Consider the following 22,681-nt stretch of genomic DNA (forward strand, 5'->3'; position numbering starts at 1 on the left):
TCTTACATTTTTAATACCGGAATATGCAAAATCACTTGAGTACCCAACACCTCATTGTTTTTTTCAACATCTTTAATTTCTATAGTTATAGGCAAACTACTCATTTTATTGATCAATTCAATTCGGTTGGAAATGGCTTGGGTAGCAAACGAATTATGTTTTCTAATTTTTTGATTTATTTGTTCCGATTTTTTTCGTCCAATTCCATTATCTCTTATTTGAAATAACCAATAATCCTCATTTTCATTTTCAATGCTAATTTCTAACTTTTTCAATCCCTTTTTATGTAATAATCCATGTTTGATGGCATTTTCTACAAAAGGTTGAACTATTAATGACGGAATTAAAAACTGAGTCAAATCTGTTTTTTCGGGTTTTTGAATAGAATATTCAAACTCATGGGGTTCAAATCGGGCTTTTTCTAATGAAACATATAATTCTATGGCTTCTAATTCATCCTGAATTGAAATTTCTTTTTTGTCAGAGATGTCTAATGTTTTTCGCATCAAATCTGAAAAAGTTCCCAAATAATCGCTTGCTTTTGTTTTTTGATTCGAATAAATCAAGCCTTGTACAGCATTTAAAACATTATACATAAAATGCGGATTCATTTGCGAACGCAAAGCTGTAAGTTGAGACAATGCCAATTTTTCTCTGATTTCTTGCTTTTTTCTTACTCTAGCTACTGCAAATTGAAATACAAAATAGATTACCAAAAAAAGTCCCACAACACACACTGTCAAAAACCAAGCACTTTGCCAAAAAGGTTTTAAAATGGTAAAGTTAATCGATTGAATTGGCGAATACACATCACCCGATTTTACCCGTGCTTCAAAGGTGTAATGCCCCGGTTGAAGAGCCAAAAAATTCACTTTGGTGTGCGTTGCCATTTGTGAACTCCATGCCGTATCAATCTCTTTTAACCGAAATTCATAGGTGTAATTTCCTAAACTTTTATAATGGATGGTTTCAAATTCCAATTCAATATTATTTTGATGATACGGAATTAAATGGGTATCTAAAACCCATTCTTGATTGGCTTTTAATGGCAAAAGTCTAAAACTGGGAATGATTTTGGTTTGAAAAAGCGATTTGTCTGTAAAAATAACCCCTTCATTTGTGGCTAACCAAAGTGAATTTTCATCCAAAAACATATCATTTATAGAGATTCCTTTGAGTCCTAAATTTAAACTTACATTTTTAGGTTTATCGGAATTTGTTGCCAGAAAATCAATGCCATTATCTGTTAAAACCCAAATGCCATTAGAATCAATTCCAATCCGTTTGCAGTGATTACTAGATAACCCGTTTTGAATAGAAAATTGATTCTCTACTCTTGTTTTTGAAATTTTTAATAATCCTTGTTGAGACGAAGCTATCCAAATTGAACCCTTTGCATCTGGCATTATTCTCGAGGCAATAATAGGTTTGTTTTTATGCGTTTTAATTTCGGTTATTTTTTTATTGGGTTCATAAGCATACAAGCCATCACTAAAACCTACGTAGTATATTTTACTTTGTTTGCAGTAATAAACCGAACGAGAACGTTTATTTCTAAAAAGATACATTTCGATATTACTTCCACCAAATTTGATTATTCCCTTTGGAGTAAGTTGATTGGGTATCGTTAAATTTCCTTTAAACTCTTTCGGAAAAAGTCCGGCAGAATTATAAGTTGCTATCATAAAATTACCCGAATCATCCTCGGCAATATACTTTCCAAAATAATCGTCAAGAATCATTGCTTTGGAGGTTTTGTCAAAAACTCCAACCGACGAAATTATTTTTTCTTCATTCAAATAAAGATATTCTACTTCGCGATCTTTTTTTGAATCATACACAAAAACTTGTTGATTATTTTCATCAAACTCTATTATTTTACCATTACTGGTTCCTGCAAAAGTTCGATTGTTTTTACTTCGAACAATACTGGAAAAGTTGGGCTCCCTATTTTGCGAATCCAGATTTACAGTAAGCTTTTTCAAGTTTTTGTAAGGCACAAAATACAAACCTTCATCTAAAGTACTTACCCACAAACTTCCTTCCTTATCCTGCACTACATCTGTAATGCGTTTACCTTTTAAAAATCCATATTCAACCGAATTTGTATGTGTATTCAACACATAAAATCCATCAGAAGTACAAAGCCAAAAATCATCTGCAGTTGCACTCATTTTTATGAAATAGGCATTTTTTGCCAATATATTGGTGTTAAATTTTTGATTGGCAACATTCCAAATCCCGTTTTTATTCCCTTTAATATTGTAATAAGACTTCCCTTGAAATACTTCAATTTCTTTTTGCCCTTCTTCAATAGAATAACTGTTAATTCTTCCCGCTTTATTAATTTCGAACATTTCCGTTAAAGAGGCAACAAAAAATTTTTCAAGTGTAGAATTGTAATTAAGAGCCGAAAAAACTTGATTTGCCTCATTAAACTTAAATTGAAGTAATATTTTGGGACTTTTATCTTTTCTGAGTAAAAAAAACTTCTTCTCCGTGAGTAACCAAAGTTGATTATCTACGATTTTATAATCTACCAAATTATTGGCTTCACCTTGAAGAATTTTATGAGAAATGGGTTCCAAAACGAGTGTGGAGTTCTCAAGATAAAACAACTGATTGGCAAAATTCTTACACCATATTGTTCCGTTGCTATCTTCTTGAATGCTGTTTACTGCTAAACCCAAATTTTCATTAAACGGATACTCTTTAAACCGAACTCCATCATATGTTATCAAACCTTTATCTGTTCCCAAATACAACAATCCGTTTTGAGCCACATAACAATCATAAATAACCTGAGTAGGCAACCCTTCTAAAAAGGAAATTTTTCGAACAAAAGGTTCTTGAGCAAATGTAAAAGCAGTAAAAAGAAAACAAAACCAAAAAATCGTTTGATAGAAGTATTGAAAAAAACAGCTCTTGATGGAAATGACACTTTTCACAAAGACATTTTGGTTAAAAAAATAAAAATAAGTTGTTTTTTGAAATTATCCATAGAAATTTTCAAAATACAACTCATTTAAAAAATCGAATCTACATCAAATGCAGGCCATAAATCAGGTTAATGGCATTTAAAGTTAAAACAATTAAAATGGCTACAATTAACCATTTTACTTTAATGTCAATATTTTTCATAGTACGTATTTTGGGTAAGCAATACTACAAATTATACCTATGGTAATTCTTGTAACTTCACAAATAGGGCATTTGAGTTCATAAAATCAGGATTTTGTTTTATGAAAATCCAATTTTTAAATTTTAGGTTTTAACTATATTCGTAACTTTGAAAAATATAAAGAATTAAAAAATGTCAACGCAAAAACGCCTTTTCCTTCTCGATGCTTACGCTTTAATTTTTCGTGGGTATTATGCTTTTATCAAAAACCCGCGAATCAATTCTAAAGGAATGGATACCTCCGCTATCATGGGCTTTATGAATTCACTCATGGATGTAATTAAACGCGAAAAGCCCGATCATTTGGCGGTTGCTTTTGACAAAGGCGGAAGCGATTACCGTTTGGAAATGTTTCAGGAGTACAAAGCCAATCGTGACGAAACTCCGGAAGCTATCAAAATTGCGGTTCCGTATATTCAGGAATTATTGAAAGCCATGCATATTCCAATTATCGAAATGGCCGGTTACGAGGCCGATGATTTAATTGGAACCCTCGCCAAACAAGCCGAAAAAGAAGGTTTTCAAGTTTTTATGGTTACGCCGGATAAAGATTTTGGCCAATTGGTTTCTGAAAATATTTTTATGTACCGTCCGGCCCGAATGGGAAATGACATTGAAATTTGGGGCGTGGAAGAAGTCAAACAAAAGTTTGAAATTGAGCATCCGTTGCAAGTAATTGACTTTTTAGCGATGATGGGTGATGCCGTTGATAACATTCCCGGACTTCCCGGTGTTGGGGAAAAAACAGCCAAGAAATTCTTGGCCGAATACGGCTCTATCGAAAATTTATTAGCCAATACACATCAATTAAAAGGAGCAATCAAAGAAAAAATTGAAGCCAATAAAGAAAAAGGATTGCTTTCCAAAAAATTAGCCACCATCCTACTCGATTGCCCGGTTACTTTTGATGCTACCGATTACGAATTGTCCAAACCGGATGTAGAAAAAACAGATGCCTTGTTTCAGGAATTGGAATTCCGTCAAATGAAAGCTCAGTTTGATAAATGGTTTGGTACCGGGAAAGAATATGATGAAATTAGTGATAATGGAAATGGAAATAGCAATGGCAATGACAATAACAATGACAAAAATCAAAGTATAAAGAAACCAATCGCAAAAAAATCCAACGAAGATCAATTTGATTTATTCGGTTTTGTAGATGAAGACTCCACCGAACCGACTTCGCAATCTTTTTTCGCCACATTGGAAAACACCGAGCATTTTTACCAAATTGTGCAAGGTGATTTGCCGGTAAAACTATTGATGCAAAATTTGATGAATCAATCATCGGTTTGTTTTGATACCGAAACCACAGGTATTAATACCTTGCATTCAGAATTGGTGGGTATTGCCTTTTCGTATGAAAAAGGAAAAGGGTTTTATGTTCCGTTTCCGGAAAACCAAGAAGAAGCTCAGAATCTAATTGATAAATTCCGACCGTTTTTTGAAAACGAATCTATTGAAAAGGTGGGTCAAAACATCAAATACGATTTAAAAATTCTGAAAAACTACAACATTACCATCAAAGGCAAATTATTTGACACCATGATTGCTCATTATCTGATTAATCCGGATATGCGACACAACATGGATGTTTTATCGGAAACGTATTTGAAATATTCCCCAAAATCTATTGAAACCTTAATTGGTAAAAAAGGTAAAAACCAACTTTCTATGCGAGATGTTCCGTTGGAAAACATCAAAGAATACGCTGTTGAAGATGCCGATGTTACCTTTCAACTGAAAGAAACCTTTAGTCCGATTTTAGACAAAGCCGGTACCAAAAAATTGTTCGACGAAATTGAAATTCCGCTTATTCAGGTGTTGGCCGATATGGAAACGGAAGGCATTCGATTGGATGTGGATTTCCTCAAATCGATGTCGGTTGAAATTGCCAAAGAAAGTGCTGCTTTAGAACAAAAAATCTATGAAACGGCAGGTTCAACATTCAATTTGGCTTCTCCCAAACAATTGGGCGACATTTTATTTGACAAATTAAAAATCGGCGGAGCCAAACAAAAGAAAACGAAAACCGGTCAATATGCCACGGGCGAAGAAGTGTTGAGTTATCTTGCTCACGAACATCAAATTGTGAAAGACATTTTGGATTGGCGACAATTGGTCAAATTGCAAAATACATACGTAGATGCACTTCCGGAGCAAGTAGATGCCAAAACCCAACGTGTGCACACCGATTATATGCAAACGGTTGCCGCAACCGGACGATTGAGTTCAAACAATCCTAATTTGCAAAACATTCCGATTCGTACCGAACGTGGAAGACAAATCCGAAAAGCTTTTGTGGCACGTGATGAAAATTACACCTTAGTTTCTGCCGATTACTCACAAATTGAATTGCGAATAATTGCCGCTTTAAGTGGCGAAGAAAACATGATTAAAGCCTTTCAAAACCACGAAGACATTCACCGTTCTACTGCTTCAAAAGTATTCAATGTTCCGTTGGAAGAAGTAACCAAAGAACAACGTAGCAACGCTAAAACGGTGAACTTCGGAATCATTTATGGCGTTTCGGCTTTCGGTCTTAGCAACCAAACCGATTTATCCCGAAGTGAGAGTGCCGCTTTGATTGATGCGTATTACAAAACCTATCCTCGCTTGAAATCTTATATTCAGGAGCAAATTGATTTTGCCAGAGAACACGGTTTTGTGCAAACCGTTTCCGGGAGACGTCGCTATTTAAAAGACATCAATTCTGCCAATGCCGTGGTGCGAGGTGCTGCTGAACGAAATGCGGTGAACGCTCCTATTCAAGGAAGTGCAGCCGATATTATTAAAATTGCAATGATCAATATTCACAAACGATTGGTGAGTGAAAAATGGCAATCCAAAATGTTATTGCAAGTGCATGATGAGTTGGTGTTTGATGTACATAATTCAGAACTAGAAAAAATTCAACCAATGATTAAACACGAAATGGAGAATGCTTTTAAATTGAATGTTCCGTTGGTGGTAGATTTAGGAATGGGGAAAGATTGGCTGGAGGCTCATTAGGAGTTGGCGGTTGTCGGTTGTCAGTTTTCAGTTAAATCGTTGAACAAAGCATTTCAATAAAAATTCAGAATGAAAGTAAAGAATCTCTTTGAAACAAAAATGTATCTTATCATACTGTTATGCTTACCCTTATTGATACGGTTTTCAGAAATTGAGAATTATGGCATCAGCAAAACAGTTGGATAGGCTTACAATTTTACGGGATTTACTATGTTTTACATTCAATATATTGCATTCGCTTTTTTCATTGGATATTTACTTCTAGCTATTTTCAAAGCAAAAACTAATTACCATCTTTCAATAATACATTTTATATTAATCGCTTTTTGTTGTTTGTTTTATGATAATTTAAGATATATGCGTTTGGTTGATAACATTGCAATTATTGGAATTGTTGTGTTTTTAATTATATTTTTTAATGCTTTGTTTTGGAGAATTAAGTCATCATTAAAATTAAAAACCAACTTTTCCGAATTCCAGTCAAATAAAAAAACCCTGTAAAACAATTAGTTACAAACAATTTCCGAATTCCAGTCAAATAAAAAATTCAAAAGTCAATTAAGCCCAATATGGAATATAAACAGGAAATTTTTTCGAATCACTAGTTGGATCTTTTGGCTTTATTTTTCCTGATTCTGTAGCTTCTTTAATAAGTCTAGAAATCTGAGAAGCTTGTTTATCATGCATTCCAAATCGTTGTCGTAATGATGCATTTGTCATTCCTTCATTTCCAAAATATTGAATAACACTATGCTGATAACAAGCCTCAATTCTTTCTTGAGAACTCATTTCTGCATATTTCTTTGGACTATACATTATTACTTTGAAAGAATTTTCTGTCTCCAAAAACTTTAGTGGAGGTAACCCATGAATTTCAATGGCTCTTACTGCTTTTTCAAAACCCGACCCTCTTTCTTCACAAATATTATACCTTCTGAATGCTGCTGCTAAAACTTCATTTCTCGATTCTGGTGTTGTTCTTATTAATCTATCAATCTTTTTAGACGGCAATAATCTTCCTGGATTTGATATTTCAATTCTATCATCAAAAATTTCAATCATTGGACCACTACCTCTAATTGTAAAGTCCTGATGGATTAGTGCATTTGCAATTAATTCTCTAATAGCAATCTCAGGATAAACAGAAGTTTCTACGCGTAAAGCATTTTTGATTACTTCACTTCCAGGCAAAAGGCCTTTAATAAAGTTAATCAATGCCTCAAATCCAATTGCATATCCTTTTGAACCGGGAAATTCTTTACTTCCAGCTGTTTTATTCTTTCCTTCATATTTTATAACACGAATCGTTTTCCTTGATAAACCATCAAATTGATTCAAGTTATGTGCCGCAGCCAAACCACCAAAATTTGTAATATAATAACCCATATCATCCACATCAACTATCATCTTTTCCTCTTTCAACCATATCATAATTTCGTCTGCATTGGAAGGAACGGGAACTTTTAAAAGTCTGTAAATAGTTGCGTAATCTAATAGTGTCATTATCTCAACTTGATTTTTTAGTGTTGAGGCATGTAATTCTTCAAATACTGGTGTCTTGCTATTTAACATCAATCCACCAACTTCTTGTCTTGACGCCTTTCTAGTAGTGCCTCCACTTCTTATATAACTATCTTCAATCGTTTTTCCAGCCAAATGAACTGGTTTTATGGGGCTTTCTTTTATGTGAATAAATAGTAGTGAAAACCCTTCATAATCTTCAATAGCATGATCAATACTTACTAAAGGAGAAACTCCATCTCTACACAAACTAGCTAATTTTTGAACGATTTCATCAGCCGATGACTTATCAATACCAACAGGTTTCCCTGTTTTGTCCTCAACTCCAAAAACCAAATATCCTCCACCTGGTTTGTTTGCAAAAGCGGAAATATGCTTACATAATTTATCGTTTTTAGGTGATAGGTTTTCCTTCCAATCTAATTCATTTAATTCTTGTTGAACTTTTCCCAAACTTTCACTTAAAACCTCTTTTGCCTTATTTACCCATGCTTTCATATTTGTTAATTAGAATTTAAAAATTCATTTATCAATCCCTCAAAAATACACATAATAAATATCACAAGAAAAACAAAAACTAAAATAATTTTTACTAAAAAAAGACTTTTCCGAATTCCAGTCAAATAAAAAAACCTTGTAAAACAAGGCTTTAGCATAAATTTCCGAATTCCAGTCAAATAAAAACCTAAACCCTCCTAGTCGAATCCCGTTGTCTCAATTCTGTTTTCACAACCGTAGTTTTATACGTTGGTGTTTCTTGTTTTCGTTCGAGTTTTTCGATTAGAAGTTTGGCGGCTTCTTCGCCTATTTCAGGTCCGTGTTGGCTGATGGTAGATAAACTTGGGGTTAATCTACGTGACCAAACGCCGTCTGCAAAACCTATTACGCATAATTCTTTCGGTATTTGAATTCCTTTTTGGATGGCAATTTTCATGGCCATGGTAGAAGCGTGTTCGTCAACGGCTAAAATTCCGTCAATTTCTTTTTTGGAAATTAAGTGTTCCAAACGGGCATCAAAATCCGTTTGACTATCGGTTTTTATAATGTATCGAGAATCTAATCCGATTTTATTATCCTGCAAAGCTCTTTCATAGCCTAATGCTCGGTGTTTTCCAACGCTTAAATTATCAATACAGGAAAGCAATGCAATTTTTTTACATCCCAATTTTATCAAATGATTAACGGCTTCGACTGATGATTCAAAATCGTCCACAATTACTTTATCACAATTTACATCTTCCATGATACGATCAAACATCACAATTGGTAAGCCTTCGCGAAGCGTTTCTTTAAAATGAGAAGAAACATTTTTAGCTTGGGTTTCTTCGGCAACCGATAAAATAAAGCCATCTACTGTACCATTACTCAACAAATCCATGGCTTGCTTTTCTTTGTGATGTGATTCGTTGGATATATAAGTTATCACGTTATAACCTTTTGAGTTGGCCGCTTTTTCAATTCCGCTAAATACTTTGGCAAAAAATGGATTTAAAATATTGGGAATTATCACACCTATGGTATTTGTACGTTGATTTTTCAAATTTTTAGCCATTGTATTAGGCTTGTAGTTTTGAAGTTTTGCGTACTCTTGAACCCTGTTTTTAGTAACATCACCAATCTCGTGACTATCACTTAATGCTTTGGAAACAGTGGAAACCGATAATCCTAAATCTCTTGCAATTTGTTTTAACGTGATTTTTGGCTTCATAAAAAAGAATTTAGATGTAAAAATAGTAAAATTATGATTTCAAAAGCTTAGATTTCAAAGATTCCTCAACCCCTTTTTGAATTCGAAACCATTTTGCTACAAAGAACACATCTCAAAAAAGTAAATTTGAAACTCAAAACTGCATAAGTTAAGCTGCTATTTCCCAAATTATTCCATTAATAACGGGAGGTAAACTCGGATGTAAAAATAATATTATTAAGCTATTTGCTTTTATCATAATTAATTGTACTTTTGCAACCCCTTTATTGGGGATGGAATGTTTAATTAAAATAAATTATTGTGAACACATTAAGCTACAAGACAGTTTCAGCCAACAAAGCTACCGCAGACAAGCAGTGGATTGTTGTAGATGCTGAGGGTCATAACTTAGGTCGTTTAGCTTCAAAAGTAGCGATGCTATTAAGAGGTAAATACAAGCCTAGTTATACTCCGCACGTTGATTGTGGGGATAACGTAATCGTTATCAACGCAGAAAAAATCAACCTGACTGGTAACAAGTTGGATGACAAAACGTACATCCGTCACACAGGTTACCCAGGTGGACAAAGAAGCTTGACCGCTAAAGTAATGCAACAAAAAAACCCTGCATTATTAGTAGAAAAAGCTGTAAAAGGAATGTTACCTAAAAACAAATTAGGAGCTCAACTATTCCGCAATTTAAATGTAAATGTTGGTACTGAGCACAAACATGCGGCTCAACAACCAAAAACCGTTAACTTAAACGATCTAAAGTAATGGGAGTTATTCACAAAATCGGTAGAAGAAAATGTGCTGTGGCACGTGTTTATGTTTCAGAAGGAACAGGAAAAATCACCGTAAACAAAAGAGAATTTGAAAACTACTTCCCAACAGCTACTTTACAGTACAAAGTGATGCAACCTATGTCTATGACAAACAATGCAGAAAACTTTGACGTGAAAGTAAATGTATATGGTGGTGGTTCAACAGGTCAAGCAGAAGCCGTAAGAATGGCTATTGCAAGAGCCATGTGTGAGGTAGAAGCTGAAAACAGAGCTATCTTGAAACCAGAAGGATTACTAACTAGAGATCCTAGAATGGTTGAACGTAAGAAATTTGGACAGAAAAAAGCTCGTAAGAGATTCCAATTCTCTAAACGTTAATCGATTTACAAAATTATTATTAAAAAAGTTATTGTTGTTATTATTCCGATTCGATCGGAAAATTAGTTTAGCATCTAAATGATGAAGACCAGAGAAAATCGCTACTCCATCATTGCTAATCAACAGAACGTAAACTAGTACAAAAATGGCAAACAAAGTTGAAGTTAAAGACTTGCTAGAGGCTGGCGTTCATTTTGGACACATGACTCGCAAATGGGACCCAAACATGGCTCCTTACATTTATATGGAACGTAATGGTATTCATATCATTAACCTATATAAAACAGCTGCTAAAATTGAAGAAGCAAATGAAGCTTTGAAAAAAATTGCAGCTTCCGGTAGAAAAGTACTTTTTGTAGCTACCAAAAAACAAGCAAAAGATATCGTAGCCGAAAAAGCAACAGCCGCTAACATGCCGTATATCACAGAAAGATGGCCTGGTGGAATGTTGACTAACTTCGTTACTATTCGTAAAGCGGTGAAAAAAATGGCTTCTATCGATAGAATGAAGAAAGATGGCACTTTTAATACACTTTCTAAGAAAGAAAAATTACAAATCGATCGTCTTCGTGCTAAACTAGAGAAGAACTTAGGTTCTATCGCTGATATGTCAAGATTACCTGCTGCATTATTTGTAGTAGATATCAAAGCAGAACACATCGCAGTAAAAGAAGCTCAAAAATTAAACATTCCAGTTTTTGCAATGGTTGATACTAATTCAGATCCTCGTGAAGTGGATTATGTAATTCCGGCAAATGATGATGCTTCTAAATCAATTGATAAAATTTTATCTTTAGTAACGGCTGCTATTATTGAAGGTCTTTCTGAAAGAGGATCTGAGAAAGAAGCAGATGTAGTAGAAGATACAGTAGAAGAAACAGTAGCTGCCGCTCAGGTTGCAGAAGCTGACACCACTACAGAAGAATAAATAGTATAAATTCCGATAGGAAAATTCCAAGTTCCAAAAATTGTCTTTTTTAAAATTGATGATTTAATAAAATTGGAATTTGATTACCGGAATTTGTTTTTTTACAAAAAAATTAAAAACTTAAAAAAGATACAAAATGGCAACAATTACTGCTGCAGACGTAAATAAATTAAGACAAAGTACAGGTGCCGGAATGATGGACTGTAAAAAAGCTTTGGTTGAAGCTGATGGAGATTTCGATAAAGCTATACAAATCCTCAGAGAAAAAGGGCAAAAAGTAGCCGCTAACCGTTCTGACCGAGAGTCATCTGAAGGTGCTGCTGTTGCTTTTATAAATGCAGACAAAACTAAAGGTGCTGTTATTACTTTAAACTGTGAAACAGATTTCGTTGGTAAAAACGAATCGTTCGTAGCTCTAGCTAAAGCATTGGTAGAAAAAGCAATCAACTTTTCTTCTAAAGAAGAATTTTTAGCTTCTTCATTTGACGGAAACATGACCGTTTCTGAAAAATTAATTGAGCAAACCGGAGTTATCGGAGAGAAAATTGAAATTGGCGGTTTTGAAATTTTAGAAGGTGCTTTTGTTGGGTCGTATGTACACGTAAACAAAATAGCTGCTTTAACTGCTATTTCATCTGCCATTGCTGATGCAGAAACGTTAACAAAAGACATTTCTATGCAAGTAGCTTCAATGGGAGCAGATACTTTATCATACAAAGATTTTGATCCTGCTTTCGTTGCTTCTGAACTTGCTGCTCGTATTGCTATAATCGAAAAAGAAAATGAAGAAGCAAAACGTTTAGGAAAGACTTTAAAAAATGTACCTAAATATATTTCATTCTCTCAATTAACAGATGAAGTTTTAAAACAAGCCGAAGAAGATGCTAAAGCTGAATTAAAAGCAGAAGGTAAACCGGAGCAAATTTGGGATAAAATTATTCCTGGAAAAATCCAACGTTTTATTTCTGATAACACTACTTTAGATCAAGAAAAAGCTTTGTTAGATCAAAACTTTATCAAAGATGATAGTAAAAAAGTGGGAGATTATGTTAAAGGTTTCAACGTTGAAATTACAGGTTTCAAAAGAGTTACTTTAGGATAATTTCTATCGAATATACTATGCTAAAACCTCAATTGTAATGATTGAGGTTTTTTTATGGTTTTTAGTTAAATTTACAACATGCAACACAACGACCCTCTTCACGGTAAAACTTTACAATTTATAGTTGAATATTTAGTAGATTTCTATGGTTTTGAAGTATTAGGTCAAAAAATAAAAATTAAATGTTTTACTGAAAACGCTTCGGTTAAATCCAGCCTAACGTTTTTAAGAAAAACCGATTGGGCTCGAAAAAAAGTGGAAGATTTATATAAAACAACAGTCTTAAAACCCTAATTATGTCAGCAAATAAAACAAGATGTGCCTGGTGCGAAAAAGACGATATGTATCGCAATTATCACGATGAAGAATGGGGCAATCCGGTGTATGACGACCAAAAACTGTTTGAATTTTTAATCCTCGAGACATTCCAAGCCGGGGTAAGTTGGCATCTCATTTTAAAAAAAAGAGAACATTTTAAAAAAGCGTTTTTAAATTTTGACTACCAACAAATCGCTCATTTTGACGACTATGAAGTAGAACAGCTTATGAAAAATCCCGGAATCATTCGCAATACTTTAAAAATCAAATCTGCCATCTCAAATGCCAAAGCATTTATAAAAGTGCAGGAAGAATTTGGTTCGTTTTCTAAATACATTTGGGGATTTGTCGATGGCAAACCTATAGACAATCAATTTACATCACTTAGTGAAATTCCGGCCTACACCCCACTGGCCGAAAAAATTAGTAAAGACCTGAAAAAAAGAGGTTTTAAATTCATTGGTCCTACAACGATGTATGCACATATGCAAGCCACAGGTATGGTAAACGACCACCTGATGAGTTGTTGGAAAAGAAATTAAAAAGAAGATTTCAATATTTTTAGATAATTGGCTCTCGAAATTTCAAATGCTCCCAACTTTTCCAAATGATCATTGTGTACTTGACAATCGAGTAAAAGATAATTTTCATCTTTTAGCTTTTGTATTAAGCTAACAAAGGCCACTTTACTGGCATTGGGAACCTTTGAAAACATACTCTCTCCACAAAACACTTTCCCCAAATCTACTCCATACAAACCGCCAACCAACTGTTGGTCTTGCCAAACTTCGACCGATTGGGCGTGACCTAATTCGTGTAGTTTGAGATAGGCTTCATGCATAGATTCTGTAATCCAAGTTCCGGTTTGGCCTTTGCGTTTTATGGTTTGGCAATGGGTAATTACTTGTTCAAAACACGAATTAAATGTAACCGTAAAAACAGATCGATTTAGAATATTTCGGAGACTTTTTGCAATTTTATAGGATTTAGGATCTACCACCATTCGTTCCGGTGGACACCACCAAAGAATGGGTTCTTCATCATCAAACCAAGGAAAAATACCGCTTCTGTAAGCCAAAAGCAACCGTTCGGTACTCAAGTCGCCTCCCACAGCCAAAATGCCCTCAGACGAAGCTTCTGAGGCCGGTGGAAAATACAATTCTTTAGTTAAAAAATACATGACCGTTGACACCAATTAGAAATTCCAAACTTCAATAGGAAAAATTGAAATTTGGAATGCTATCATGGGAATATAATTCGATTAAAAAGGTAAATCGTCGTGTTCTTCTTCATTGAAGTTGGTAGCCGGTTCAAATGCTTCTGCAGAAGGCATAGGTGGCATTTGTTGCGAGGGAGCTTCTGCTTGTAATCGTTCAATTCTCCATCCTTGAACCGAATTAAAATATTTGGACTCTCCTTGGGGATTTACCCATTCTCTCCCTCTCAAATTTATTGAAACTTTTACAGGTTCTCCTACTTTATAGGCATTTAACAAATCGCATTTATCTTGTGTAAATTCAATTAAAATATGTTGTGGGTATTGCTCCTCTGTAGTAACTACCAATTCTCTTTTTCTGAAAGAGGCACTTACTTGTTGCTCGGCATTGATTACTTTGATTTTTCCTGAAACTTCCATGTTTATAAAATTTAAAATTAGTATTGTGGCTTATATTAAACGCGTTTGGCTAATAAAACTTTCCAAGCAGAAGGAGCATCGTGTTGGTTCAGGTATTCTTTGGCTTTTTGATGAACTTTCACTTCGTCTGCTGAACTTAACACTCCTTTTACCGAAATATTCTGTCGTACAAATATATTAATTTCTTCTTCGGTTGGCAAACTTTCTACATTGCCCAACATCCCTAAATCGTTTCCGTTAAAAACCGGACTTTCTTTGATAAAATTAGGAATCGTATCTACTCCTATTCCCAAAGTTGCCAAGGGTTTCGGTATTTCAAACAATCCCCGATTGGCACGGGAATACCAGTTTCCACCCATGCGGGAAACCAAATCAATTTTTTCTTGATCGATGGTTCCCTTCTCATCCAAAACCATTTCGGATATGTGCATTTTTACTACTTCGCAAATTATCAAATTCCCGGCACCTCCTTCTGTTCCTAAAGCTATTATCTCATTAACTTTACATTCAAACTGAACCGGACTTTCGGCCACTCGAAAAGGACGAACCAAATCGGATTCCAACATGGTAAGACCCGATTTTAAAAACTCGTTTACACCATCGGGATATTCGGTACTGGAAAGCGACATTTGATGTACGATATCATAATTTACCACATTAATGACTACTTCTCTGGTAGCTTCACAATTGATTAAAGTATGTTTTAGGGTATTATCTCTAACTCTTCGAGCCGGAGAAAAAACCAATATAGGCGGATTGGAACTGAAAACATTGAAAAAACTAAAGGGAGACAAATTGGGCGTGCCATCACCAGCCACCGTACTGGCAAATGCAATGGGTCTGGGACCAACAGAACTTTGTAAAAACCCTTGCAATTGAACCGGTGTAACTTGATTTGGAGTAAAACTTAACATAACCAAAGTATTTTTACAAAGGTATGAAATTGAAGACTATTTGCGGCGAGGTTTTTTATTACCATTAGAAATTAGTACTTTTATACTAAATAGTTTTTTATGCATTTTTCTGAAAGCCGAAATGTAACCCGGTGGTTTTTAATTGCTTCTTCGTTTGTAATTGTGAGTCTCATTTTATGGAATACGTATTCCTTTTTTCAACGATTCAAAGAAGACGAGCGTATCAAGATGGAATTGTGGGCCAATGCTCAAACCACGGTTATCAATTCTGATGATGAAGATATTAGTTTACCTTTAAAAATCATAAGCAATACCACTACTATTCCTATTATTTTAACCGATTCTAAAGACCGAATTGTAACTACTGCCAATTTGGAAGATTTGAATGTAAAAGATAGTTTACAATTGAAATCGTATTTGGAAAAACTCAAAAAAGAAAACGAACCCATCGTTATGGAATATGTAAAAGGCGAGTTTCAATATTTATATTATGGCAATTCTTCACTCCTCAATAAATTAAAATATTACCCTTTGGCTTTGTTGCTCATTATTATTTTGTTTGCTCTTTTGGTTTTTAATTTTTATCAAACTTCCAAAATTGCCACGCAAAATAAACTTTGGGCGGGAATGGCAAAAGAGACGGCTCATCAAATAGGAACCCCTTTGTCTTCATTGATTGGATGGCTTGAAATTTTAAAAATTGAAAAAGTTTCTCCGGCAACTTTAACCGAAATTGAAAAAGACATCCAACGATTGCAAACCATTACCGATCGCTTTTCCAAAATTGGTTCGGAGCCGGCATTAGAATTAACCGATGTGGTTTCGGAAACGCTTTTTTCCTACGATTATTTAAAATCCCGCTTTTCCAAACAAATTGAATTTTCAATTTTAGCTCCAACCCAATCGGTTTATATTCCTTTAAATCCGGCTTTACACAGCTGGACTATAGAAAATTTGGTTAAAAACGCAATTGATGCCATGAAAGGGAGAGGCCAGTTAAGCCTTAAAATACTGGAAGAAGGTAACGAAATAAAAATTTATATCTCAGATACCGGAAAAGGCATTCCGAAAAGTCAGTTTTCTAAAATATTTGAACCCGGATTTACTACTAAAAAACGCGGTTGGGGATTGGGACTTTCTTTAACCAAACGCATAGTTGAAGAATACCATAAAGGAAAAATAAAAGTACACCATTCAGAATTGGATAAAGGAACAACTATGGTGGTTAGTTTTAAAAAAGCAATTAAAAAACCCTGAAGCTTGCGTTTCAGGGTTTAAGGTTACAATTGGTTTTTAATTTTTTGAACGGTAGCTTCAAACTCTTTTGGAGTGAGACTCACTTTACGTTGAAATCGCATATCGTCCATATCCTGAAGCGGAATCAAGTGCACATGCACGTGTGGCACTTCCAAGCCTACCACCGCTACACCAATGCGTTTGCAGGGAATAGCCAGCTCTAATGCTTTTGCAATTTTTCGAACAAATTGCATTAATGCCAAATAGTGGTCTTCTTCCATGTCAAACAACTTGTTGATTTCTTGTTTGGGCACACACAATGTATGTCCAATCGCATTGGGATTTACATCCAAGAAAGCAATAAATTGATCGTCTTCTGCGATTTTGTATGCCGGAATTTCACCTTGAATAATTTTTGTAAAAATACTTGCCATTTGCGTGTATTTAATCTCTTGTAATTTCCAAAACTTCAAACTTTAAAACCCCATTAGGCACTGTAATTTCGGCAATATCACCAACCGATTTACCTAACAATCCTTTTCCAATGGGAGAAGTTACCGAAATTTTACCGGCTTTTAAGTCAGCTTCACTTTCGGCTACCAAGGTATATTTCATTTCCATGCCATTGGCTTGGTTTTTAATTTTTACATTAGACAAGACCAATACTTTAGACACATCCAATTGCGACTCGTCTATTAAACGGGCATTGGCATAAATTTCTTCCATTTTAGAGATACGCATTTCCAGTAAGCCTTGTGCTTCTTTTGCAGCATCGTACTCGGCGTTTTCAGACAAATCGCCTTTGTCACGTGCTTCGGCAATGGCTTGCGAGGCTTTTGGACGTTCTATGTTTTTTAAAAATTCTAACTCTTCTTTTAATTTTTTTAAACCTTCTGCGGTGTAATAAGATACTGCACTCATAATTTCTTTTCTTTTAAAATTTTCTTGAAGCGACAACAATCTATTCAAAAAATATTTCGTTCTTAACTCAAAACTTGTGGGTTCACTCGTTTTTATAAAATAGAAAAAATCCCCTTTGAGAGGATTTCTTTCAACAAAGATAGTATATTTTTTGATTAAACTGAAAAATTATTGAGATTCCGTAATATTAAAATGTTTTCGATTAAATTTGTTTGTAAAAATTTGAGTTATGAAAAAAATCATTTTGCTTTTGAGCCTTAGTTTACTGTTGGGAAGTTGTGACGATTCGGGTTTTAACAACAACAATCCGTATATTCCCAATTTTAGTTTTTCTATAGATATTAACACCAACTTGCCTTCTTACAGCAGTTTGCAATTTGCCAGTAACGGTGTATACATTTCACAATCGGGAGCCGGCGTAAGAGGCCTATTGGTTTTTAATACCGGCAGTGGTTATACCGCTTTTGATGCAGCTTGTCCCAACCAACCTTTAACTTCTTGCTCTACCTTGGTTATAAACGGTATCAATGCCATATGCCCTTGCGATGACGAATCTTACAGTCTTTTTACCGGTTTGGGTAATTTACAATATCCTTTAAAAAGATACCGTGTTGAAGTTATTGGTCCTATAATTCGGGTTTATAATTAAAAGTAAAATGCTAAAATAGTGATGGTTTAAGGGTTCATAAAAAAACATTTGCATTTAGATTTGTAATACTAATTTTATAAATTAACCTTTGTTTTTTTGTTTAATTAAAAAAAATCACTATTCTTGTAATAGAAAAGCTTCAAATTTTGGTTTTTTAGGCTTTATAACATTAACTCTTTTCAATGAAAAAAACTTTACTATTACTTGCAGGAATTTTTATACTCACTTTCTCAAACTGTGCAAAACCGGATTTAGAATTTATTGAGTTGGAAAACGGGGTTCATTTTGGAAAAAAGCAGTTAACCATAAAAAGAGTTAATGCCAAAGAAGCCGCAACGCATTTAGGCATTAAAAAATTTATTAATAAGGTTCAAGGAAAAAAAATTACTGCAAGAACCCTCGGATCATTGCACCAAAGAAACGAAAATGAAGTAGAAACTTTTACCCTACAGATGACAGATATAGTCATGATAGAAAAAGGGAGTTATACCTCGTTTACGTTTGCCGTTCTAAAAGATAACGACGATGGCAAAATGGAAAACGTTACTGTAAACTATTATACAAACGGAGATATCAAAGCTTATTTGGTAGTTTATGACATTAATGACTATGAAAAAGAACTGCTCAGACAAGGGATAACTATTTCTTTGGATGAAAAAACAAAAACATTTTTATTGGAAAATCTTGTTGATAATGAAAGTGAGCAAAATGAAATCGTGGCTCGATTACGAGATGTTAAAATGTGTACACAATGGGTAACACAAAATACCATTTGTAAAGGTAAACTTAAACACGATATTACCAATTTTTTTGAGTGTGAATATTTTCAAAATGGCACGTGGACTCCTGTAGTAACAACATTAGAGTTTGTACCTTGTCCGGATGGTGGTGGTGGCTCTGGAGGGGGTGACGGAGGCTACAACCCTCCGGGCGATGATTATCCCGTAGGTGGAGGACCGGACAATGATGACCCAGCAGAAGAAGACGAATTTGATGGACAAATTACATGGCCGGTAATTCCGAAACATCATTTTAAAAACTGCGAAAAGTTGAGTGAACAATCTCAAGCAATTGGTGAATCGTTAAATGATTTAAGTATTAAGGCAGGTTTAAATGATAAAGAATATGGATACTTTTATAATTATGAAAATGGAAACTATACATCTACAGAAATTTGCAACCACCCTCCTTGTATTCCTTTAAGTTCTAATGCATTTACTATTCCTTTTCCTCTAGGCCAAAACGCAGTGGCTGTTGCACATACGCATCCAGATGACGGGTTAGGTTATTTGATGTTTTCACCGCAAGACGTACAATATTTATGGGCGTTGGCTTTAAGACATCAGCCTGAAACATTGCCAAAAGATGCCTCTGTTTATACATTGTACCTTGTCACAGAAAGAGGAAATTATGCCCTCAAAATAGATAATGTTCTTCAATTTCATTCTTTTATGACTGCTAATTATAATGAAGAATTTATTGAAAAATTAAATGACGAATATAATACCTTAGATCCTGAAGAAGATATTGCTCTACAAGAAAAAGTATTTCTAAATTTTATTAAAAAAGAGATGACAAACTCTGGAATTTCTGTTTACAAATCACAAGATAATACTTTTTCTAATTGGAATAGATTAGAATTAAACGAAAATGAAAATTTAAACCCTATACCTTGTAACTAATCATGAAAAAGACACTATTTATAACACTATTCATTTTAGGTCATAACTTATTTTGCCAAACAATGGTATCTCCTCTTTATATGAAAGAGAGTGACGTAGATGGAACTTATTACAAAGACCTAAACAATGATTTAGACCAATTCATTGGAAGTTGGGTATTTAGCGATTCAAACACTACCTTAACAATAACAATTGTAAAAAAAACTCAGTTTTTTAATTTAGATAGAAATGTTTATATAGATTACCTTGTTGGTGAATATCATTATGAAGTAAACAATCAAACCCTTGTTAATAGCCTGCCGAATCTTAATCAAAACTTTTCAAATATTTATGATTATAACATATATGGTTATTCAATAATTAATAAAAGAAAAGCTCCTGTTTGTCCTGAATGTAATTTGAATGAAAGAAGAGTAAAATTGCGTTTTAAAGACCCCATTCGAAATGCTCCTGGCTTGAGTGGTATAATCACACTTAGAAGAGTAGATGAAAATGGCGTACAAAAAATACACATGCGTTTACAACAAACAGGAAGTATTATTCCGATAGATGACACTCCTCCAACTTACATGTCGTTTCATGTGCCATGGGGACAGTATGTTTTAATCAAACAACCATAAAAAGCTGAAAACAACAATTTGAAAAAAGTAACCATTTTATTAACCTTTTTTTGCAAAATTACTTTTGCCCAAACTCCAATTTTGCCCCTTTACCATCGTGATATTGATGTTCAAGGAGCGTATTATAAAGATTTACAGCAAGACTTTAACAGATTTGTAGGCGAATGGAAATACGAGCAAGGTTCTACTCAACTTATTGTGAGAATCCAAAAAAAAGAAATGCAATTTATTGATTATGGTTACATTAGTGTCTATGAGGACTTTATAGTGGCTGAATATCGTTACATTGAAAATGGAATTGAAAAAATTAACACACTCTCCAATTTGTTAATCAACCACTCTACGCCTTTTAAATACAACATTGTAGCTAATATAATCATCAAACCTGTTCCTAACAATCCTGGTGTTTGTCCGAATTGTGGACCAAATGATGTAATGGTCAAAGGTCCTTTCAGTGATCCTGAAAGAGATATCTTTGGCTATGAACCTGAGGTGGTTCTTAGACATAAAATAGAAAATGGGATTGAAAAAATTTTTTTAACCATGACGATATTTGGCTTTAAATTACCTTATGCTGATGGGACAGTGAGTCCTTATGATTTCTATAATTTACCTGCAGGCTTCTACGAACTTATCAAGCAATAAATCTAAAAAATCAATTGGTTTTTTTGATTATATTAGCAATGCGTTATACAAGCCAATATCAAAACCATGAAACAAGTTACTACTTTATTATTATTTCTTTTGTTTTCGGGTTTTTGCTTGGCACAAGTACAACCCTATACAACTATTAAAAACATTGATGGTCCTGATTACGCTGAAACAGGTGTTTACTACAAAGATTTAGACCACATCTTTGATAATTTTACAGGAACTTATATTCACGATGCAAACGGCATCTATTTAAAGTTTATTTTGCAGAAAAAAGAAATGTCTTCCATGAATAATTTCTACTTTGAAGACATGATAATAGGTGGCTATCAGTTAAAAATTAACAACATAGAAATTGCCAATGTTTTGAATGATGTTGACAATAATTTTTCGAATGGGATTAAACATGTGATTAGTTGCAATTTAATTCTACCAGGAGGAGGTTATGGATTTTGTGAAGAGTGCCCTACATCGGAACGATGGTTAATGGGATATATCAAAGATACTACTACTGGTAAATCATGTGAATTAAGAATACGAAAAATTATTCACAACGGACAAGAAGCTATCAAAATTGAAATGTTCAGAGGAATGGAAACTCGTGTAGCAGGAAGCCCAACACCATTAGCTATTAGCTTACCCTTGTTTCAAGAGCTGATTTTAATCAAGCAATAAACCTTAAAATAAAAATTTTTTTTTTGATTATATTAGCAATGCGTTATACAGGCTGATAGTAAAACCATGAAACAAATATTTATCACCTTTACTTTAATTTTTTACTGTCAAATAATTTCCGCTCAATATACAGGAATTCAAAGTCTTGATGGTTGGACAAATTATTTACAAGGTGTTTATTATAAAGATGTAGCTAACGTTTTAAATCCATTTGAAGGTCACTATAAATACGAATCAAATAGTATTCTTTTTGAAATTAAAATACAAAAAAGAGAAGTGTTTTATAATGGTTACAATTACCAAGACATTTTAATTGGCTCCTACTTGTTGATTAAAGAAAACATTGTTGAAATTGATGTCTTGAACGATATTAACAACAATCATAATCATTATAGTAATTATTATTTATATGGTAATGAAATTATGACTGGTAAAGTTAGAGGCTGTGATGAATGTGCGGAAAATGAAAAATGGGTTATTGCTACGATTATTGAACCCGACACTGGGGCCGCAGATAAAATTCACATGAGAAAATTAATTGTAAATGGTCAACCCACTTTGAGAATATTTATCTATCCGGTTAGCCAAAGCAGACATCAAAACGATGGTCCAACTCCGATGCAAAAATACCCAGTTGGAATATCTTTTGATTTGGTTCAAATTCCTTAATCAAAAAATTACTATAGAATTTATCTAATATTATTTGAAAAATTCATGAACATTTTTAAAAGTGATTATATAGAACTCATCAAGCAATAAATCTAAAAAATCAATTGTTTTTTTTG

The 22,681-nt window shown here is 34.0% G+C and carries 22 protein-coding genes; 14 read left to right on the forward strand and 8 right to left on the reverse strand.

From position 1 onward, the window contains the following. Nucleotides 1-2: 2 nt before the first annotated feature. Nucleotides 3-2,948 carry a sensor histidine kinase gene (locus V7M80_RS00105; protein WP_333693136.1) on the reverse strand — a complete coding sequence of 982 codons (2,946 nt, stop codon included), beginning with the start codon at nucleotides 2,946-2,948 and terminating at the stop codon, nucleotides 3-5. Between the two features lie 365 nt (nucleotides 2,949-3,313). Here V7M80_RS00105 and polA point away from each other — a divergent pair, with 365 nt between their 5' ends. Next, nucleotides 3,314-6,193 (forward strand): DNA polymerase I, encoded by a 2,880-nt coding sequence (polA, locus tag V7M80_RS00110; protein ID WP_333693137.1) that lies wholly within the window; start codon nucleotides 3,314-3,316, stop codon nucleotides 6,191-6,193. A gap of 558 nt (nucleotides 6,194-6,751) precedes the next feature. Here the strand turns inward: polA and V7M80_RS00115 are convergent. Next, the gene (locus tag V7M80_RS00115) at nucleotides 6,752-8,212 is read right to left on the reverse strand and encodes an ATP-binding protein (RefSeq protein WP_333693139.1); all 1,461 of its coding nucleotides are present in this window, start codon (nucleotides 8,210-8,212) and stop codon (nucleotides 6,752-6,754) included. A gap of 187 nt (nucleotides 8,213-8,399) precedes the next feature. Continuing rightward, entirely contained in the window at nucleotides 8,400-9,422 is a 1,023-nt protein-coding gene (locus V7M80_RS00120; protein ID WP_333693141.1) for a LacI family DNA-binding transcriptional regulator, read from the reverse strand. A gap of 300 nt (nucleotides 9,423-9,722) precedes the next feature. On the opposite strand from V7M80_RS00120, the gene rplM reads away from it, so the two are divergent. From rplM to V7M80_RS00150, 6 genes are all read left to right on the forward strand, one after another. Continuing rightward, nucleotides 9,723-10,178, forward strand: coding sequence for a 50S ribosomal protein L13 (gene rplM / locus V7M80_RS00125; RefSeq protein WP_026711162.1), 456 nt, complete (start codon nucleotides 9,723-9,725; stop codon nucleotides 10,176-10,178). Next, entirely contained in the window at nucleotides 10,178-10,564 is a 387-nt protein-coding gene (rpsI, locus tag V7M80_RS00130; RefSeq protein ID WP_333693144.1) for a 30S ribosomal protein S9, read from the forward strand. Before rplM ends, rpsI begins: the two co-directional genes overlap by 1 nt. Before the next feature lie 145 nt (nucleotides 10,565-10,709). Further along, nucleotides 10,710-11,492: a 30S ribosomal protein S2 gene (gene rpsB / locus V7M80_RS00135; RefSeq protein WP_333693145.1), complete on the forward strand. Its 783-nt coding sequence runs from the start codon at nucleotides 10,710-10,712 to the stop codon at nucleotides 11,490-11,492. Between the two features lie 136 nt (nucleotides 11,493-11,628). Next, nucleotides 11,629-12,594: a translation elongation factor Ts gene (gene tsf / locus V7M80_RS00140; protein ID WP_333693146.1), complete on the forward strand. Its 966-nt coding sequence runs from the start codon at nucleotides 11,629-11,631 to the stop codon at nucleotides 12,592-12,594. Between the two features lie 78 nt (nucleotides 12,595-12,672). Continuing rightward, the gene (locus V7M80_RS00145) at nucleotides 12,673-12,888 is read left to right on the forward strand and encodes a VF530 family protein (RefSeq protein WP_333693147.1); all 216 of its coding nucleotides are present in this window, start codon (nucleotides 12,673-12,675) and stop codon (nucleotides 12,886-12,888) included. 2 nt (nucleotides 12,889-12,890) lie between these two features. After that, complete coding sequence (locus tag V7M80_RS00150) at nucleotides 12,891-13,454, forward strand: DNA-3-methyladenine glycosylase I (protein ID WP_333693148.1); 564 nt, start codon at nucleotides 12,891-12,893, stop codon at nucleotides 13,452-13,454. Here the strand turns inward: V7M80_RS00150 and aat are convergent. From aat to V7M80_RS00165, 3 genes are all read right to left on the reverse strand, one after another. Further along, nucleotides 13,451-14,092: a leucyl/phenylalanyl-tRNA--protein transferase gene (aat, locus tag V7M80_RS00155; RefSeq protein WP_333693150.1), complete on the reverse strand. Its 642-nt coding sequence runs from the start codon at nucleotides 14,090-14,092 to the stop codon at nucleotides 13,451-13,453. The genes V7M80_RS00150 and aat overlap by 4 nt on opposite strands. 81 nt (nucleotides 14,093-14,173) lie before the next feature. Beyond that, nucleotides 14,174-14,548: a DUF3127 domain-containing protein gene (locus V7M80_RS00160; protein WP_333693152.1), complete on the reverse strand. Its 375-nt coding sequence runs from the start codon at nucleotides 14,546-14,548 to the stop codon at nucleotides 14,174-14,176. 35 nt (nucleotides 14,549-14,583) lie between these two features. After that, the gene (locus tag V7M80_RS00165; RefSeq protein ID WP_333693154.1) at nucleotides 14,584-15,462 is read right to left on the reverse strand and encodes a flavin reductase family protein; all 879 of its coding nucleotides are present in this window, start codon (nucleotides 15,460-15,462) and stop codon (nucleotides 14,584-14,586) included. A 99-nt stretch (nucleotides 15,463-15,561) separates the two neighbouring features. Here V7M80_RS00165 and V7M80_RS00170 point away from each other — a divergent pair, with 99 nt between their 5' ends. Then, a complete protein-coding gene (locus V7M80_RS00170) occupies nucleotides 15,562-16,719 on the forward strand; it encodes a sensor histidine kinase (protein WP_333693156.1) in 1,158 nt (385 codons plus the stop codon). A gap of 23 nt (nucleotides 16,720-16,742) precedes the next feature. Here the strand turns inward: V7M80_RS00170 and V7M80_RS00175 are convergent, their stop codons facing one another. Then, the gene (locus V7M80_RS00175) at nucleotides 16,743-17,132 is read right to left on the reverse strand and encodes an HIT family protein (protein ID WP_333693157.1); all 390 of its coding nucleotides are present in this window, start codon (nucleotides 17,130-17,132) and stop codon (nucleotides 16,743-16,745) included. A gap of 10 nt (nucleotides 17,133-17,142) precedes the next feature. Further along, on the reverse strand, nucleotides 17,143-17,619 hold the full coding sequence (gene greA, locus V7M80_RS00180) for a transcription elongation factor GreA (protein WP_333693158.1): 477 nt from the start codon (nucleotides 17,617-17,619) through the stop codon (nucleotides 17,143-17,145). 229 nt (nucleotides 17,620-17,848) lie between these two features. On the opposite strand from greA, the gene V7M80_RS00185 reads away from it, so the two are divergent. From V7M80_RS00185 to V7M80_RS00210, 6 genes are all read left to right on the forward strand, one after another. Further along, complete coding sequence (locus V7M80_RS00185; RefSeq protein WP_333693159.1) at nucleotides 17,849-18,268, forward strand: Rieske (2Fe-2S) protein; 420 nt, start codon at nucleotides 17,849-17,851, stop codon at nucleotides 18,266-18,268. A 182-nt stretch (nucleotides 18,269-18,450) separates the two neighbouring features. Beyond that, nucleotides 18,451-19,950 (forward strand): hypothetical protein, encoded by a 1,500-nt coding sequence (locus V7M80_RS00190; protein ID WP_333693161.1) that lies wholly within the window; start codon nucleotides 18,451-18,453, stop codon nucleotides 19,948-19,950. A 2-nt stretch (nucleotides 19,951-19,952) separates the two neighbouring features. Then, nucleotides 19,953-20,570 (forward strand): DUF6705 family protein, encoded by a 618-nt coding sequence (locus V7M80_RS00195; protein ID WP_333693162.1) that lies wholly within the window; start codon nucleotides 19,953-19,955, stop codon nucleotides 20,568-20,570. Between the two features lie 18 nt (nucleotides 20,571-20,588). Continuing rightward, nucleotides 20,589-21,215, forward strand: coding sequence for a DUF6705 family protein (locus tag V7M80_RS00200; protein ID WP_333693164.1), 627 nt, complete (start codon nucleotides 20,589-20,591; stop codon nucleotides 21,213-21,215). Nucleotides 21,216-21,281: 66 nt separating this feature from the next. Beyond that, the gene (locus tag V7M80_RS00205) at nucleotides 21,282-21,896 is read left to right on the forward strand and encodes a DUF6705 family protein (RefSeq protein WP_333693166.1); all 615 of its coding nucleotides are present in this window, start codon (nucleotides 21,282-21,284) and stop codon (nucleotides 21,894-21,896) included. A 66-nt stretch (nucleotides 21,897-21,962) separates the two neighbouring features. Next, the gene (locus V7M80_RS00210; protein WP_333693167.1) at nucleotides 21,963-22,565 is read left to right on the forward strand and encodes a DUF6705 family protein; all 603 of its coding nucleotides are present in this window, start codon (nucleotides 21,963-21,965) and stop codon (nucleotides 22,563-22,565) included. Nucleotides 22,566-22,681: the final 116 nt, after the last annotated feature.

It is taken from the genome of Flavobacterium sp., from assembly GCF_036759525.1.
In the GTDB taxonomy this organism is placed as follows: domain Bacteria; phylum Bacteroidota; class Bacteroidia; order Flavobacteriales; family Flavobacteriaceae; genus Flavobacterium.

Bases quoted from the DNA above. Each gene is read 5' to 3' on its own strand.
- V7M80_RS00115 (WP_333693139.1), bottom strand. From the start codon at position 8,212: ATGAAAGCATGGGTAAATAAGGCAAAAGAGGTTTTAAGTGAAAGTTTG.
- V7M80_RS00185 (WP_333693159.1), top strand. From the start codon at position 17,849: ATGAAAAAAATCATTTTGCTTTTGAGCCTTAGTTTACTGTTGGGAAGT.
- polA (WP_333693137.1), top strand. From the start codon at position 3,314: ATGTCAACGCAAAAACGCCTTTTCCTTCTCGATGCTTACGCTTTAATT.
- greA (WP_333693158.1), bottom strand. From the start codon at position 17,619: ATGAGTGCAGTATCTTATTACACCGCAGAAGGTTTAAAAAAATTAAAA.
- V7M80_RS00175 (WP_333693157.1), bottom strand. From the start codon at position 17,132: ATGGCAAGTATTTTTACAAAAATTATTCAAGGTGAAATTCCGGCATAC.
- V7M80_RS00195 (WP_333693162.1), top strand. From the start codon at position 19,953: ATGAAAAAGACACTATTTATAACACTATTCATTTTAGGTCATAACTTA.
- V7M80_RS00120 (WP_333693141.1), bottom strand. From the start codon at position 9,422: ATGAAGCCAAAAATCACGTTAAAACAAATTGCAAGAGATTTAGGATTA.
- V7M80_RS00210 (WP_333693167.1), top strand. From the start codon at position 21,963: ATGAAACAAATATTTATCACCTTTACTTTAATTTTTTACTGTCAAATA.
- V7M80_RS00160 (WP_333693152.1), bottom strand. From the start codon at position 14,548: ATGGAAGTTTCAGGAAAAATCAAAGTAATCAATGCCGAGCAACAAGTA.
- V7M80_RS00145 (WP_333693147.1), top strand. From the start codon at position 12,673: ATGCAACACAACGACCCTCTTCACGGTAAAACTTTACAATTTATAGTT.
- V7M80_RS00165 (WP_333693154.1), bottom strand. From the start codon at position 15,462: ATGTTAAGTTTTACTCCAAATCAAGTTACACCGGTTCAATTGCAAGGG.
- V7M80_RS00170 (WP_333693156.1), top strand. From the start codon at position 15,562: ATGCATTTTTCTGAAAGCCGAAATGTAACCCGGTGGTTTTTAATTGCT.
- aat (WP_333693150.1), bottom strand. From the start codon at position 14,092: ATGTATTTTTTAACTAAAGAATTGTATTTTCCACCGGCCTCAGAAGCT.
- tsf (WP_333693146.1), top strand. From the start codon at position 11,629: ATGGCAACAATTACTGCTGCAGACGTAAATAAATTAAGACAAAGTACA.
- V7M80_RS00190 (WP_333693161.1), top strand. From the start codon at position 18,451: ATGAAAAAAACTTTACTATTACTTGCAGGAATTTTTATACTCACTTTC.
- rpsB (WP_333693145.1), top strand. From the start codon at position 10,710: ATGGCAAACAAAGTTGAAGTTAAAGACTTGCTAGAGGCTGGCGTTCAT.
- V7M80_RS00205 (WP_333693166.1), top strand. From the start codon at position 21,282: ATGAAACAAGTTACTACTTTATTATTATTTCTTTTGTTTTCGGGTTTT.
- rpsI (WP_333693144.1), top strand. From the start codon at position 10,178: ATGGGAGTTATTCACAAAATCGGTAGAAGAAAATGTGCTGTGGCACGT.
- V7M80_RS00150 (WP_333693148.1), top strand. From the start codon at position 12,891: ATGTCAGCAAATAAAACAAGATGTGCCTGGTGCGAAAAAGACGATATG.